Origin of the sequence: Streptomyces sp. NBC_00158 (assembly GCF_045160885.1) — a bacterium.
In the GTDB taxonomy this organism is placed as follows: domain Bacteria; phylum Actinomycetota; class Actinomycetes; order Streptomycetales; family Streptomycetaceae; genus Streptomyces.
The window spans coordinates 2,146,070-2,161,048 of record NZ_CP108161.1; the positions used below are offsets into that span (position 1 = coordinate 2,146,070).

At 72.7% G+C, this 14,979-nt stretch carries 12 protein-coding genes; 9 read left to right on the plus strand and 3 right to left on the minus strand.

The features are described 5' to 3' along the window. Positions 1–3 precede the first annotated feature (3 nt). On the minus strand, positions 4–1,206 hold the full coding sequence (locus OG553_RS09470; RefSeq protein WP_405978564.1) for an acetyl-CoA C-acetyltransferase: 1,203 nt from the start codon (positions 1,204–1,206) through the stop codon (positions 4–6). A gap of 137 nt (positions 1,207–1,343) precedes the next feature. Between OG553_RS09470 and mce the strand changes: the two genes are divergently transcribed. The 7 genes from mce to OG553_RS09505 all read left to right on the plus strand — a co-directional run bounded on the left by mce (position 1,344) and on the right by OG553_RS09505 (position 11,700). After that, positions 1,344–1,772, plus strand: a complete 429-nt coding sequence (mce, locus tag OG553_RS09475) for a methylmalonyl-CoA epimerase (RefSeq protein WP_405978565.1) — start codon at positions 1,344–1,346, stop codon at positions 1,770–1,772. 179 nt (positions 1,773–1,951) lie between these two features. After that, entirely contained in the window at positions 1,952–6,541 is a 4,590-nt protein-coding gene (gene scy / locus OG553_RS09480) for a polarized growth protein Scy (protein ID WP_405978566.1), read from the plus strand. Between the two features lie 194 nt (positions 6,542–6,735). Further along, a complete protein-coding gene (locus tag OG553_RS09485; protein ID WP_007266614.1) occupies positions 6,736–7,674 on the plus strand; it encodes a hypothetical protein in 939 nt (312 codons plus the stop codon). 113 nt (positions 7,675–7,787) lie between these two features. After that, positions 7,788–8,771 (plus strand): ABC transporter ATP-binding protein, encoded by a 984-nt coding sequence (locus tag OG553_RS09490; RefSeq protein ID WP_405978567.1) that lies wholly within the window; start codon positions 7,788–7,790, stop codon positions 8,769–8,771. After that, positions 8,764–9,543, plus strand: a complete 780-nt coding sequence (locus OG553_RS09495; protein ID WP_405978568.1) for an ABC transporter permease subunit — start codon at positions 8,764–8,766, stop codon at positions 9,541–9,543. The genes OG553_RS09490 and OG553_RS09495 overlap by 8 nt, the downstream gene beginning before the upstream one ends. Positions 9,544–9,724: 181 nt before the next feature. After that, positions 9,725–10,849: an ABC transporter ATP-binding protein gene (locus OG553_RS09500; RefSeq protein WP_405978569.1), complete on the plus strand. Its 1,125-nt coding sequence runs from the start codon at positions 9,725–9,727 to the stop codon at positions 10,847–10,849. Then, positions 10,846–11,700, plus strand: a complete 855-nt coding sequence (locus OG553_RS09505; RefSeq protein ID WP_405978570.1) for an ABC transporter permease — start codon at positions 10,846–10,848, stop codon at positions 11,698–11,700. Before OG553_RS09500 ends, OG553_RS09505 begins: the two co-directional genes overlap by 4 nt. A 24-nt stretch (positions 11,701–11,724) precedes the next feature. Here OG553_RS09505 and OG553_RS09510 read toward each other — a convergent pair whose 3' ends face one another. After that, complete coding sequence (locus OG553_RS09510) at positions 11,725–12,051, minus strand: ATP/GTP-binding protein (protein ID WP_385767167.1); 327 nt, start codon at positions 12,049–12,051, stop codon at positions 11,725–11,727. Between the two features lie 248 nt (positions 12,052–12,299). Between OG553_RS09510 and OG553_RS09515 the strand changes: the two genes are divergently transcribed. Beyond that, positions 12,300–13,331 (plus strand): LLM class flavin-dependent oxidoreductase, encoded by a 1,032-nt coding sequence (locus OG553_RS09515; RefSeq protein ID WP_405983001.1) that lies wholly within the window; start codon positions 12,300–12,302, stop codon positions 13,329–13,331. 81 nt (positions 13,332–13,412) lie between these two features. On the opposite strand, the gene OG553_RS09520 is transcribed toward OG553_RS09515, so the two are convergent. Next, positions 13,413–13,805, minus strand: a complete 393-nt coding sequence (locus tag OG553_RS09520; RefSeq protein WP_007266607.1) for an SCO5389 family protein — start codon at positions 13,803–13,805, stop codon at positions 13,413–13,415. A 220-nt stretch (positions 13,806–14,025) separates the two neighbouring features. Here OG553_RS09520 and nucS point away from each other — a divergent pair, with 220 nt between their 5' ends. Further along, positions 14,026–14,697 carry an endonuclease NucS gene (nucS, locus tag OG553_RS09525; protein ID WP_362459659.1) on the plus strand — a complete coding sequence of 224 codons (672 nt, stop codon included), beginning with the start codon at positions 14,026–14,028 and terminating at the stop codon, positions 14,695–14,697. The last annotated feature ends 282 nt before the right edge of the window (positions 14,698–14,979 follow it).

Sequence of the window (14,979 nt, forward strand, 5' to 3'; positions counted from 1 at the left end):
CCCCTACGCCTTCGGGACGCGGATCACGAGGGCGTCACCCTGGCCGCCGCCGCCGCACAGGGCCGCGGCACCGGTGCCGCCGCCGCGGCGCTTGAGCTCCAGCGCCAGGTGCAGCACCACACGGGCGCCGGACATGCCGATCGGGTGGCCCAGGGCAATGGCGCCGCCGTTGACGTTCACCTTTTCCGGGGTCACGCCGAGGTCCTTCATTGACTGCACGGCGACCGCCGCGAAGGCCTCGTTGATCTCGATGAGGTCCAGGTCGGAGACCTCCAGGCCGTCCTTCTTCAGGGCGTGCAGGATCGCGTTCGAGGGCTGCGACTGGAGGGAGTTGTCGGGGCCGGCCACGTTGCCGTGGGCGCCGATCTCGGCGAGCCACTCCAGGCCCAGCTCCTCGGCCTTCGCCTTGCTCATCACGACCACCGCGGCCGCACCGTCGGAGATCTGCGAGGAGGTGCCCGCGGTGATGGTGCCGTCCTTGGCGAACGCCGGGCGCAGCTTGCCCAGGGACTCCACCGTGGTCTCGGGGCGGATGCCCTCGTCGGCGGCGAAGATGACCGGGTCGCCCTTGCGCTGCGGGATCTCGACCGGGGTGATCTCGGCCTCGAAGACGCCGTTCTTCTGCGCGGCCGCGGCCCGCTGGTGGGAGGCGGCGGCGAACTCGTCCTGCGGGGCGCGCTCGATGCCCAGGCGGGTGTTGTGCTTCTCGGTGGACTCGCCCATCGCGATGCCCTCGAAGGCGTCGGTCAGGCCGTCGTAGGCCATCGCGTCCAGCATCTCGATGGCGCCGTACTTGTAGCCCTCGCGGGACTTCGGCAGCAGGTGCGGGGCGTTGGTCATCGACTCCTGGCCGCCCGCGACCACGATGTCGAACTCCCCGGCGCGGATCAGCTGGTCGGCCAGCGCGATCGCGTCCAGACCCGACAGGCACACCTTGTTGATGGTGAGCGCGGGCACGTTCATGGGGATGCCGGCCTTGACGGCGGCCTGGCGGGCGGGGATCTGGCCCGCGCCGGCCTGGAGCACCTGGCCCATGATCACGTACTGGACCTGGTCGCCGGAGATCCCGGCCCGCTCCAGCGCGGACTTGATGGCGAAGCCGCCGAGGTCGGCGCCCGAGAAGGACTTCAGCGAGCCGAGCAGCCGCCCCATGGGCGTGCGGGCCCCGGCGACGATCACTGAGGTGGTGTTGTTCGTTCCGGACATGAGGCACAGCCCCTTGAGGATGAGGAGTGAACGAGGGTTTACCCGAATGTACTGAGCGGTACCCGCGCAGTCACCGGGCAGTCGGTGTGATCGCTGGCACGTTGCGTGACGCCCCTCCTCGGCGGTGCACTGGTCCCATGCTGACAAGAATCGACCACATCGGGATCGCCTGCTTCGACCTGGACAAGACCGTCGAGTTCTACCGTGCCACGTACGGGTTCGAGGTGTTCCACACCGAGGTCAACGAGGAGCAGGGCGTCCGCGAGGCCATGCTCAAGATCAACGGGACCTCCGACGGCGGGGCCTCCTACCTCCAGCTCCTGGAGCCCACCCGCGAGGACTCCACGGTGGCCAAGTGGCTGGCCAAGAACGGCGAGGGCGTGCACCACATCGCCTTCGGCACCGCCGACGTCGACGGCGACGCGGAAGCCATCCGCGGCAAGGGCGTCCGCGTCCTCTACGACGAGCCCCGCACCGGCTCCATGGGCTCCCGGATCACCTTCCTCCACCCCAAGGACTGCCACGGAGTCCTCACCGAACTGGTCACCTCCAACCCTGAGCACTGATGTCCCCATTCCCCGGCCGGTAGAGTGGCCATGGCTCGGCCGGGGTTCGGTGCGGAACGGGGTCGGGGCCGAGAGCCCTGCCCCGACATCTGACACCATTCCCCGGGGGCGTCGTTCAGCGGGCGAGCGATGCTCAATTGGGAGTGAGCTTGCGACCAGGGGACGGATGGGACCGCGCTGTGCGGGGCTACGAAAGCCAGGAGAGCCATCAGGCCGAAGCCGACCATCTCTCGCGCTTCGAAGCCGAGATGGAGCGGCTGAAGAAGGAGCGCGGGAAGGCCGTCCAGCACGCCGAGGACCTCGGGTACCAGGTCGAGGTGCTGCGCGCCAAGCTGCATGAGGTGCGGCGCGCGCTCGCGTCCCGCCCTGCCTACGACGGCGCGGACATGGGCTACCAGGCGGAGCAGCTGCTGCGCAATGCCCAGGTGCAGGCCGACCAGATGCGGTCCGACGCCGAGCGCGAGCTGCGCGACGCCCGGGCGCAGACCCAGCGGATCCTCCAGGAGCACGCCGAGCACCAGGCGCGCCTGCAGGCCGAGCTGCACACCGAGGCCGTCAACCGGCGCCAGCGCCTGGACCAGGAGCTCAACGAGCGCCGCCAGACCGTCGAGGCGCACGTCAACGAGAACGTCGCCTGGGCCGAGCAGCTGCGCGCCCGTACGGAGTCCCAGGCCCGCCGGCTCATGGAGGAGTCCCGCGCCGAGGCCGAGCAGGCGCTGAACGCCGCCCGCGCCGAGGCCGCCCGGACCGCCGAGGAGGCCCGCCGGCGGCTCGCCGCCGACGCGGAGGCCGCCCGCACCGAGGCCGAGTCGGCGCTGCTGCGCGCCCGCAAGGAGGCCGAGCGGCTGCTGGCCGCCGCTTCCGCACAGGCCCAGGAGGCCACCGAGCACGCGGAGCGGCTGCGCTCCACCACCAGCGCCGAGGCCGAGCAGACCCGGCAGCAGACCATGGACCTCGGCCGGGTCGCCGAGGCCCGCGTCCAGGAGGCCGACGGGGCGCTGCGCACCGCGCGCGCCGAGGCCGAGAAGCTGCTCGCGGAGGCCAAGGAGAGCGCCGCCCGGCAGCTCGCCTCGGCGGAGTCCGTCAACGACCAGCGCACCCGCACCGCGAAGGAGCAGGTCGCCCGGCTGGTCGGCGAGGCCACGAAGGAGGCCGAGGCCCTCAAGGCCGAGGCCGAGCACGCGCTGGCCGACGCCCGCGCGCAGGCGGAGCGGCTGCGCACGGAGGCCGGCGAGCAGGCCCGTACGGCCGCCGCCGAGGACACGGCGGCGCAGCTGGCGAAGGCGGCCCGCACCGCCGAGGACGTGCTGAACAAGGCCTCGGAGGACGCCCGGGCGACGACCCGCGCCGCGTCCGAGGAGGCCGAGCGGATCCGCCGCGAGGCGGAATCCGAGGCGGACCGGCTGCGCGCCCAGGCCGCGGCCACGGCCGACGAGCTCAAGGGCGCCGCGAAGGACGACACCGAGGAGTACCGGGCCCGCACGGTCGAGCTCCAGGAGGAGGCGCGGCGGCTGCGCGGCGAGGCCGAGCAGCTGCGCGCGGAGGCCGTCGCCGAGGGCGAGCGGATCCGCGGCGAGGCCCGCCGCGAGGCGGTGCAGCAGATCGAGGAGGCGGCCCGGACCGCCGAGGAGCTGCTGGGCAAGGCCAAGTCGGACGCGGACGAGCTGCGCGGCGGGGCCACCGCCGAGAGCGAGCGGGTCCGTGCCGAGGCCGTGGAGCGGGCCACCACCCTGCGCCGGCAGGCCGAGGAGACCCTGGAGCGGACCCGCGCGGAGGCCGAGCGGCTGCGCGCGGAGGCCGAGGAGCAGGCCGAGGCCCTGACCGCCGAGACGGACGCCGCCGTACGGGCGCGCCGCGAGGAGACCGAGCGGGCGCTGGCGGCGAAGCGCGCCGAGGCGGACGCGGAGCTGGCCCGGCTGCAGACGGACGCAGAGGCCCGGCTGACGTCGGCGGAGCAGACGCTGCGCGAGTCCCGGCTGGCGGCGGAGAACATCCGCAAGGAGACCACCGAGGAGAACGACCGGCTGCGCGCCGAGGCGGCGGAGCGGATCCGTACCCTCCAGTCGCAGGCGGAGTCGGAGTCCGAGCAGCTGCGCGCCGAGGCGGCGCAGGACGCGGGCCGGGTCCGCGCGGAGGCCGAGCTGGTCTCCGTACGGCTGCGGGCCGAGGCGGAGGCCGAGTCCGAGCGGGTGCGCACCGAGGCGCAGGAGACCGCGGACCGGCTGCGCGCCGAGGCGAAGGCGGCGGCCGAGCGGGTCGCCGAGGAGGCCGCGGAGGCCCTGGCGGCCGCCCAGGAGGAGGCCGCGCGGCGCCGCCGGGAGGCCGAGGAGACCCTGTCGGCGGCCCGGACGGACGCGGGCAACGAGCGGGCGCAGGCCCGTGAGCAGAACGAGGAGCTGCTGGCGCAGGCCCGCAAGCGCTCGGAGGAGGCGCAGGCCGAGGCGGCCCGCCTGACCGAGGAGGCGGAGCGCCGCGCGTCGGAGCTGGTCGCGGCGGCCGAGGCCACCGCGCAGCAGGTGCGCGACTCCGTGGCCGGGCTGCACGAGCAGGCCGAGGAGGAGATCTCCGGGCTGCGCAGCGCGGCCGAGCACGCGGCGGACCGTACCCGCACCGAGGCGGAGGAGGAGGCGGACCGGGTCCGCGCCGACGCCCACGCGGAGCGCGAGCGCGCGGCCGAGGACGCCGCGCGGGTGCGCAGCGAGGCCCGTGTGGAGACGGACGCGGCGAAGGAGCTGGCGGCGCGGACCGTCGGCGACGCGATCACCGAGGCGGAGCAGCTGCGGGCCGACACGGCCGAGTACGCGCAGCGGGTGCGCACCGAGGCGACGGACGCCCTGGCGGCGTCCGAGCGGGACGCGGCGCGGACCCGGGCGGACGCCCGGGACGACGCGAACCGGATCCGCGGCGAGGCGGCGGAGTCCCTGGAGGCCTCGCGCGCCGAGGGCGCCCGGATCGTGGCCGATGCCGAGGCGGAGGCGGAGCGCCTCACCGAGGAGACCCTCGCGGCGAACGAGCTCACGGTCACCGAGGCCCGCGCGGAGGCCGAGCGGCTCGGCGCCGAGGCCGTCGAGGCGGCGGACGCCACCCGGGCCGAGGCCGCGGGCACCCTGGACGAGGCGCGCGCGGAGGCCAACCGGCTGCGCACGGAGGCCGCCGAGCAGGCGGACCGGCTCATCACCGAGGCGGCGTCCGAGGCGGACAAGCTCACCGAGCAGACCCGCGAGGACAACGAGCGCACGGTCGGCGAGGCGGCCGCGGAGGCCGAGCGGCTGCGCGCCGAGGCGGCACGGGTCCTGGAGGAGGGCGAGGCGCGGGCCGCCGCCCTGAAGACGCAGGCGGCCGACACCCTGGCCGCCGCCGAGCGGGATTCGGCGCGGATCCTGGTGGAGTCGCGCGCGGAGGGCGACCGGCTGGTCGAGGAGACCCGCGCGGCCAACGAGCGCACGGTCGGCGAGGCCGCGGCGGAGGCCGACCGGCTCGTCGCGGAGGCGGCGCGGACGCTGGAGGAGGCCCGTACCGAGGGCGGCCGGATCATCGGCGAGGCCACGGCGGAGGCGGAGCGCGTCACGGCCGCGGCGAACGAGACCCTGGAGGCCGCCGAGCGGGACGCCGAGCAGACCCTGGACGAGGCGCGTGCCGAGGGCAACCGGCTGCGTACCGAGGCCGCCGAGCAGGCGGACCGGCTCATCACCGAGGCGGCGTCCGAGGCGGACAAGCTCACCGAGCAGACCCGCAAGGAGAACGAGCGCGCGGTCGGCGAGGCCGCCGGCGAGGCGGAGCGGCTGCGCGCGGAGGCGGCGGAGGCGCTGGCCTCGGCGCAGGAGCACGCGACGCGCACCCGGTCCGAGGCGGAGCGGGTGAAGGCGGAGGCGGCGACCGACGCGGAGCGCACCCGTACGGAGACCCGCGAGGAGTCCGAGCGGCTGCTGGACGAGGCCCGTGAGGAGGCCAACAAGCGGCGTACGGAGGCCGCGGAGCAGGTGGACCGGCTCATCACGGAGGCGGCCGCGGAGGCGGACAAGCTGACCTCGGACGCGGGCCGGCAGGCCCTCGCCGCCACCACGGCGGCCGAGGAGCAGGCCGACGCGATGGTCGACGCGGCCCGCAAGGAGGCCGCGCGCATCACGTCGGAGGCGACCGTGGAGGGCAACTCCACGGTGGAGAAGGCCCGTACGGACGCGGACGAACTGCTGGTCGGCGCGCGTACGGACGCCGCCGCCATAAGGGAGCGGGCGGAGGAGCTGCGTTCCCGCGTCGATTCCGAGGTGGAGGAGCTGCACGAGCGTGCCCGCCGGGAGTCGGCGGAGCAGATGAAGTCGGCCGGCGAGCGCGTGGACAAGCTGGTCCGTGCGGCGACCGAGCAGAGCGCCGAGGCGGAGGCGAAGGCCAAGGAGCTGGTGTCGGACGCGAGCAGCGAGGCGAGCAAGGTCCGCATCGCGGCCGTGCGCAAGGCCGAGGCGCTGCTGAAGGAGGCCGAGACGAAGAAGGCGGAGCTTTCGCGGCAGGCCGAGAAGGTGCTCGCGGAGGCGACGGCGGAGGCGGAGCGGCTGGTCGACGAGGGCCGTCGCGAGCTGGAGGTGCTCGTGCGCAGGCGCGAGGACATTCAGGCGGAGATCTCCCGTGTCCAGGACGTTCTTGAGGCGTTGGAATCTTTCGAGGCACCTTCGGGTGGCGGAAAGCCCGCATTGGGCGGCCAGGGCGCGGGGGGCGTGAAGGCCGGCGCATCAGCGGGTTCCACTCGTTCGGGTGGCAAGGGGTCAGAGGGGTAGTCAGAACACCGGATGTGTGCTTCTGAGGGAGGTTCAGTCGAAGGAGTGACAATCATTCCGTCGCCTTGCCACTCAAAAGGGGTGTCATTGTCCAGGGCAAACCCGGATTGACTCGATGACACGCCGCCCTGGCGCCTAGGATTCCCCTTAACACCTCACGTAGCACCTCATCGGTCTCATTCGACAGGAACCCCATGAGCGACACTTCCTCCCCCTTCGGCTTCGAGCTCGTGCGGCGTGGTTACGACCGCGGTCAGGTGGACGACCGCATTACCAAGCTGGTCTCCGACCGCGACAGCGCCCTAGGACGTATCAACTCTCTGGAAAAGCGGATCGAGGAGCTGCACCTCGAAACGCAGAACGCCCAGGCCCAGGTGAGCGACGCCGAGCCGTCGTACGCCGGTCTCGGCGCCCGGGTCGAGAAGATCCTGCGGCTGGCCGAGGAGGAGGCGAAGGACCTGCGCGAGGAGGCCCGTCGCGCGGCCGAGCAGCACCGCGAGCTGGCCGAGTCGGCGGCCCAGCAGGTGCGCAACGACGCCGAGTCGTTCGCGGCGGACCGGAAGTCGAACGCGGAGGACGAGGGCGTCCGCATCGTCGAGAAGGCCAAGGGCGACGCGGCCGCCCTGCGCGCCGAGGCCCAGAAGGACGCGGCCTCCAAGCGCGAGGAGGCCGACGCGCTGTTCGAGGAGACCCGCGCCAAGGCCGCCCAGGCCGCCGCGGACTTCGAGACCAACCTGGCCAAGCGTCGCGAGCAGTCGGAGCGCGACCTGGCCTCGCGTCAGCAGAAGGCCGAGAAGCGTCTCGCGGAGATCGAGCACCGGGCCGAGCAGCTGCGCCTGGAGGCCGAGAAGCTGCGTACGGACGCCGAGCGCCGGGCCCGCCAGACGGTGGAGACCGCGCAGCGCCAGGCCGAGGACATCGTGGCCGACGCCAACGCCAAGGCCGACCGCATCCGCAGCGAGTCCGAGCGCGAGCTGGCGGCGCTGACGAACCGTCGCGACTCCATCAACGCGCAGCTGACCAACGTCCGCGAGATGCTCGCGACGCTGACGGGCGCGGCCGTGGCGGCCGCCGGCTCCCCGATCGACGACGAGCCGGTCACCCGGGGCGTCCCGGCGCAGCAGAGCCGCTAGTACGCCCGCGCGTACGCCGCCGTCTACCCGCGGGTAGCGAAACCCGCACATCAGGGGCCGTATGTCACCTTTTTGAGGTGGCGTACGGCCCCTGGGCGTTCTAGCGTGGCCGCATGATCGAGCTTGAGGGCCTTACGAAACGATTCGGCGCGAAGACCGCCGTGGACAACCTCAGCTTCCAGGTCAGACCGGGGGTGGTGACCGGCTTCCTCGGCCCCAACGGGGCGGGGAAGTCCACGACCATGCGCATGATGCTCGACCTCGACCGCCCGACGGGCGGCACGGTCCGGATCGACGGGAAGCACTACCGGGACCTGCCGGAACCGCTGAAGCACATCGGGGCGCTGCTGGACGCGAAAGCCATGCACGGCGGTCGCAGCGCGTACAACAACCTTCTCTGCCTGGCCCAGTCGAACCGGATCCCGGAGCAGCGGGTGGCCGAGGTGCTGGACCTGGTCGGCCTGACGGCCGTCGCCAAGAAGAAGTCGAAAGGATTTTCGCTCGGAATGGGCCAACGGCTGGGAATCGCCGCTGCCCTGCTGGGGGATCCGGAGATCCTCATGTTCGACGAACCCGTCAATGGTCTGGACCCCGAGGGAATTCTCTGGATCCGCAATCTTATGAAGGGGTTGGCGTCCGAAGGGAGGACGATCTTCGTCTCCTCCCACTTGATGAGCGAAATGGCGCTGACCGCGGACCATTTGATCGTCATCGGTCAGGGAAAGCTCCTTGCCGACATGTCCATGTCCGATTTCATCCGCCAGAACTCCCGCAGTTACGTACGGTTGCGCTCGCCGCAACAGGAACGGCTCAAGGACGTACTGCACGAGGCCGGCATCAACGCGGTCAGCGTGCCCGCCACCGGCACCCTGGAGATCGACGGCGTCGAACCCGAGCGGCTCGGCGAACTGGCGGCCCAGCACCAGATCGTGCTGCACGAACTCAGCCCGCAACGGGCTTCACTGGAAGAAGCGTTCATGCGCATGACGGCGGACTCCGTCGAATACCATGCCCACGCCCCCGGCGCGGCCGCAGCCCCGCCCGCCGGCCCCGCGTGGGGCACCGGCTTCGAGGCGACCCGCAAGGGCGGTGAGTGACGTGGCGTACTCCGCCGTCCTCCGGTCCGAGTGGACCAAGATCCGCACCGTCACCTCCACCAGCTGGACGCTGGCCACCACGCTGCTGGTCACCGTCGCCATGGGCGCCGGCCTGTGCGCCGTGACCAACGCGACCTTCGACAAGCTGCCCCCTGCCTCGCAGCTCACCTTCGACCCCACGCAGATGAGCTTCTCCGGGATGTTGCTGGGCCAGCTGGCCGTGCTGGTCTTCGGCGCGATGGTGGTCGGCAGCGAGTACGGGACCGGCATGGTCCGCACCTCGCTCGCGGCCGTGCCCCGGCGCGGCACCCTGCTGCTGGGCAAGGTCACCGTCGCCACCGGCCTCGCCCTGGTCGTCGGCCTGGCCACCGGCTTCCTGTCCTTCTTCCTCGGACAGGCGCTCCTCGGCGACCACAGCACCTCGCTCGGCGAGGAGAACGTCCTGCGCGCGGTGACCGGCGTCGGCCTCTACCTGGCCCTGCTCGCTGCGTTCGCCATCGGGATCTCGATGGTCCTGCGGAACTCGGCCGCCGCGATCTCGGTCCTGATCACCTTCGTCCTGATCCTGCCGATCGTCCTCAGCCTGGTCGACGCCACCCGCAAGATCGCCGAGTACCTGCCCAACATGGCGGGATCCGCGATCATGCAGACCGTCGCCTCCTCGGACGCCGACGCGCCCTACGGACCCTGGGGCGGCCTCGGGATCATGGCGCTGTGGTCCCTGGCCGCCGTCGCCGCCGGCTACCTCACCCTGGCGAAGAGGGACGCCTGACGCACAGCCCGTGACGTGGGACGTCCTCCTCGTGACGGACGTCCCGCGTACTACGGGACATCCCCGGGTCGGATCTCAGGGGCAGCTCAGGGATCCGGCCCGGACGGGAACCGCACGGGCCTCGATATCCTCTTAAGGCGTACGCGGGCGAGAGACGTCCCGGCTGGCAAGGGGCACGAGGATGATCGAGGCAGTCGGGCTGACCAAGCGCTTCGGCGCCAAGACCGCCGTCGACCAGCTGTCCTTCCAGGTCAGGCCGGGCCACGTGACCGGCTTCCTGGGCCCCAACGGCTCCGGCAAGTCCACCACCATGCGCATGGTCCTCGGGCTCGACCGGCCCACCTCCGGCCGCGTCACGATCAACGGCCTCCCCTTCCGCGAGCTGCCGAACGCACAGCGTCACGTCGGCGCCCTGCTCGACGCCAAGGCCATGCACGGCGGCCGCCGGGCCCGCACGCACCTGCTGTCCATCGCCCAGCTCTCCGGGATCCCCGAGAAGCGCGTCGACGAGGTCCTCGGCGTGGTCGGCCTGCAGGACGCCGCCCGACAACGCACCAAGGGCTTCTCCCTCGGCATGGGCCAGCGCCTCGGCATCGCGGCCGCCCTCCTCGGCGACCCCCAGGTGCTGCTCTTCGACGAGCCCGTCAACGGCCTCGACCCCGAGGGCATCCTCTGGGTCCGCAACCTCATGCGGAAGCTGGCCGCCGAGGGCCGGACCGTGTTCGTCTCCTCGCACCTGATGAGCGAGATGGCGCTGACCGCCGACCACCTGATCGTGATCGGCCGGGGCCGGCTGCTCGCCGACATGAGCACCCAGGACTTCATCACGCACAACTCGGCCGGATTCGCGCGGGTCCGCGCCGCCGACGGGCCCGCGGCCGACGGCTCAGACGGCCGGACCGCCCTCGCCGCCGCGCTGACGCGGGCCGGCGGCCGGGTCCTCCAGGAACCCGACGGGGCGCTGCGGGTGACCGGGCTGGAGCTGCCGCGCGTCAGCGACCTCGCGCACGGGGCCGGCGTACGACTGTGGGAGCTCTCCCCGCACCGGGCCTCGCTGGAGGAGGCCTACATGCGGATGACGCAGTCCTCCGTCGAGTACACCTCCACCGAGGACCCCCGCGCCGAGCTGTGGGAGCCCGAGCCGCTGACCGTCCCGGACTGGGAGGAGGAGGCGGCCGTCCCCGCCGAGACCGCGGCGAGCTTCTTCGCTCCCCCGCCGCCCGGATCCGGGCGCCCGTTCCTGATGCCGGGCAGCGCGGCCGACCTGGCCCGCGGCTCCGAGAAGACCCCCGAGGACCCCCGATGACCCCCACCCCCGCCGGCCCGCCCGCGGCGAGCGCGGAGCAGCCGCAGGCGTACAGCTCGCCGCTGCCCACGCCGCGGCCGCACCTGGGGCACGCCGTGGCCTCGGAGTGGACGAAGCTGACCTCGGTGCGCTCCACCCTGTGGACGCTCGGCTCCCTCGTGGCGCTGGTCGTCGGCGTGGGCATGATCGCCGTGCTCCAGACCTCGCCCGCCGACTACCAGTACCTGCCCTTCACCGGCCCCGCCCTCTTCGGGCTGATGGCCGGGCAGGTGTCCGTGATCGTGCTGGGCGTGCTGACGATCTCCTCCGAGTTCGGCACCGGACTGATCCGCACCACCTTCACCGCCGCCCCCGAGCGGCTGCGGGTGCTCACCGCGAAGTACCTCGTCTTCGGTACGTCCGCGTTCCTGGTCACCCTGGGCTCGGTGCTGTTCGTCGGCCTGTGGGCCGCGATCCTGCACAACGGGCCCGCCGCCGGGGTGCACGGGCTGAGCGACTGGACCGGCGCGGTCGCCGGCTCCTTCTACGTGACCATGCTGGGCGTCCTCGCCCTCGCGGTCGGGGCGCTCGTACGGCACTCCGCGGGCGGGATCGCCGTCATGCTCGGCGTGGTCACGATGCCCCCGGTGCTCGGGGCGATACTGACCTCGTGGCCGGTCACCTCGTGGCTCGGCGGGCTGGTGCTCCGCTACAACGCCCCGGTGGGCCTGGTCCAGTTGTTCGGGCTGCAGGGCGTCGACATGGAGGGCCGGTCGGCCCCCAGCGACGTGGTCCAGTTCTTCCTGCTGCTGGTGGTGACGGCGGGCGCCGTCATCGCCTCGTACGCGGTGGTGCGCCGCCGGGACGTCTGACGCGGCCCGGCCCGGCCCGGGGGGCTAGTACCTGGGCGCGTTGCGGGACCGCTGCACCTTGGAGGTGCGGCGGTCCTTCGCGTTCCAGCAGGCCTTGTGCCAGTGCCGGCGGTCGTCGACGCCGCCGTACTCGGGCCACGCCACCAGGTGCGGGGTGCCCGAGGGGATCTCCTGGTCGCAGCCGGGGCAGCGGTAGCGCTTGCCCGCCGCGCTGGCCCCCGCCACGTGCCGGACCTTCCAGTCCTCGCCCAGGTACTCCTCGGTGCGCTCCAGGCCGAACCGGTCGAGGCCGGTGCCGGGTCGTTCGTCCGGAGTCTCGCCGCCCCTGGGGCGGTTGTGGCGCGGTGACACGTATACCTCACGAAGGGGCGGCCGACAGTGACTTTCTCCCAGACTACGCGCAGCGAGGCGGGGTACCCGCAGGGTGGCGGGTGGAGGCAGGCCCTCCGGAGACAGCTGGCCCGACAATCTCAATAACTTTCCTGTCAGGCCGTGCCTTTGGCACGTGTCAGACGTTGTTGCCAGCAGACGTCGATGCCGTCGACGAGTCGGTCCGCCTGGGGGAGGCCGCGTCAGCCGCGAGGAGGCTAAGGGCGATGATGCGCGTAGGAGCGTTTGTACTGGCGGCCCAGTTCCCGGGCCAGGGACAGGGCGAGGCACTGCACCGGGCGGTGCGTACCGCCGAGGTGGCCGAGGAGTCGGGGCTGGACTCGGTGTGGCTCGCCGAGCACCACTTCGTGCCGTACGGGGTCTGCCCGTCGGCGGTGACCCTGGCGGCCCTGCTGCTGGGCCGGACCCGGCGGCTGCGGGTGGGCACGGCGGTCAGCGTGCTGCCGAACACGCACCCGGTGGCCCTCGGCGAGCAGGCCGCCCTGCTGCACGTCACCTCGGGCGGCCGGTTCACCCTGGGGGTGGGGCGCGGCGGGCCGTGGGTGGACCTGGAGGTGTTCGGGGGCGGACCCGGGGCGTACGAGACCGGCTTCCCGGAGGACCTCGACCTGCTGCGGCGCTGGCTGGCGGAGCCCCGGGTGGGGGCGGCCGGCCCGCGGCGCTCCTTCCGCGAGGTGGCCGTCGTACCGCGCCCGTCCGACGCGCTGGACGGCGACGGGACGGGGCCGGAAGTGATCGTCGCATGCACCTCCCCGGCGTCCGTACGGCTGGCCGCGGAGCGCGGGCTGCCGATGCTGCTGGGCATGCACTGCGGGGACGAGGAGAAGGCCGAGCAGATCGCGCTGTGGCGGCGGACCGCGCTGGCGCACGGGCACTCGCCGGAGTCCGTACGGGCCGCGGGGCACGTGTCGGCCGGGGTCTGCCAGCTGGCGGACCGCTCGGCCGACGCGCGCGAAACCCTGCTGAAGTCGATGCCGGGCTGGTTCCGCCAGGGCCTGGACGCCCACGTGACCGTGGACGGCCGGCAGCGCGCGATGCGGGACCCGCACGCCTACACGGAACTGCTGTGCTCCCTGCACCCCGTCGGCAGCCCCGCCCTGGCGGCGGACCGGCTGGCGCAGACCGCGGAGCGGACGGGCATCACCCGCTTCGCCCTGCTGACGGAGGGGTCGGGCGACCTCGCCGCCACGGAGGACAACGTCCGCCGGCTCGCCGCGGAGGTCCTCCCCCTGCTGGTGTGACCCCGTACGGGGCGTGGGGCTGCCGCTCCTGTGTCAGTCGCACCTCCCGCGACACGGAGCGGCAGCGGAGTACCGGTACTGCTAGCAGTCCCGAAGTTCCGGGGACTGGTTGAGCAGCTGGCCGCGGATCGACGTGAACTTGGCCAGCCGGTCGTCCACCGAGGAATCCAGCGGGAACACGGCCACCCGGTGGCAGTTCTGGAACGCCAGGCGCACCCCGAAGTGCCGCTGCAGCGCACCCCGTATCGCGTCACTCGCGAGCGCGCGCAGCAGCTGCCCGCGCGCCTGCTCGTCCGGCGGCGGCGTCTGGTTGTCGGCGAACTCTCCGCCCTCAACCTCCAGCTGGGCCACCAACGAGCTGATCATCTCCCATGCGTAAGGCAGGGAGGTCCGGACGCAGTCGACGAAGGCGGCTTCGTCGACCTCGCCTCGCTCGGCCTGTTCGAGTAGGGCCGGTGAGACGTCGAGCGACATGGGTTCTCCTCTCGTGACCCAGGCAGTTTGGGCTGCCGGAGTCCTACGGGCAGGGAGGGAGGTCGCGACGCAGTGTGCACGCTCGACAACCTCCCGCTCACCACGGTAGGCGCCCACCGGGTGCCGCACCAGGAGAATGCGCATACAACGCGCCATCGGCGAACGGGGCTTTCAGGGGCGAATCGCGTGGAGGCCCGTCGGTCGAGTAGCGTTGCCGACCATGCGTCTCGTCATTGCCCGCTGCTCCGTCGACTACGCGGGCCGGCTCACCGCCCATCTGCCCTCGGCACCCCGTCTGATCCTCGTGAAGGCCGACGGCAGTGTCTCGATCCACGCGGACGACCGGGCGTACAAACCGCTCAACTGGATGTCGCCTCCGTGCACCCTCAAGGAGGGGACCGGGGACGACGCGAACGTCTGGACCGTCGTCAACAAGGCGGGCGAGAAGCTCATCATCACCATGGAGGAAGTCCTCCACGACTCCTCCCACGAGCTGGGCACCGACCCCGGCCTCATCAAGGACGGCGTCGAGGCGCACCTCCAGGAGCTGCTCGCCGACCGCATCGACACGCTGGGCGAGGGCTACACCCTGATCCGGCGCGAGTACATGACGGCGATCGGCCCGGTCGACATCCTGTGCCGGGACGCCTCCGGCGCGACGGTGGCGGTGGAGATCAAGCGGCGCGGCGAGATCGACGGCGTCGAGCAGCTGACCCGGTACCTGGAGCTGCTGAACCGCGACCCGCACCTCGCGCCGGTGCGCGGCGTGTTCGCGGCGCAGGAGATCAAGCCGCAGGCGCGGGTCCTGGCCAACGACCGCGGGATGGACTGCGTGGTCCTCGACTACGACGCCCTCCGCGGCATCGAGGACGACAAGCTCCGCCTGTTCTGAGCATTTTTACGCGCCGCTCGCGCGGCTCGGCGCCTGGGCGCCTCACCGGCTTCGCGCCGCTGCGACAGCCTCCGGCTGTCGGATGCGGGGCGGGGCCGGTTCGCGTTGCGGGGGCCGGTGGGTCGGGTGCGGGTCCATTGCCGCTGCGCGGGGCCGGGGTCCCCTACCCGCCCTTCCACCGTTCCCAGGGGCTCCGCCCCTGACCCCGATACCGGACGCTCCGCGCCCGGTGCGCTCAAACTCCCCCAGCTACCGCTGGGAGGTGCCCCCAGCGCGGGCTGG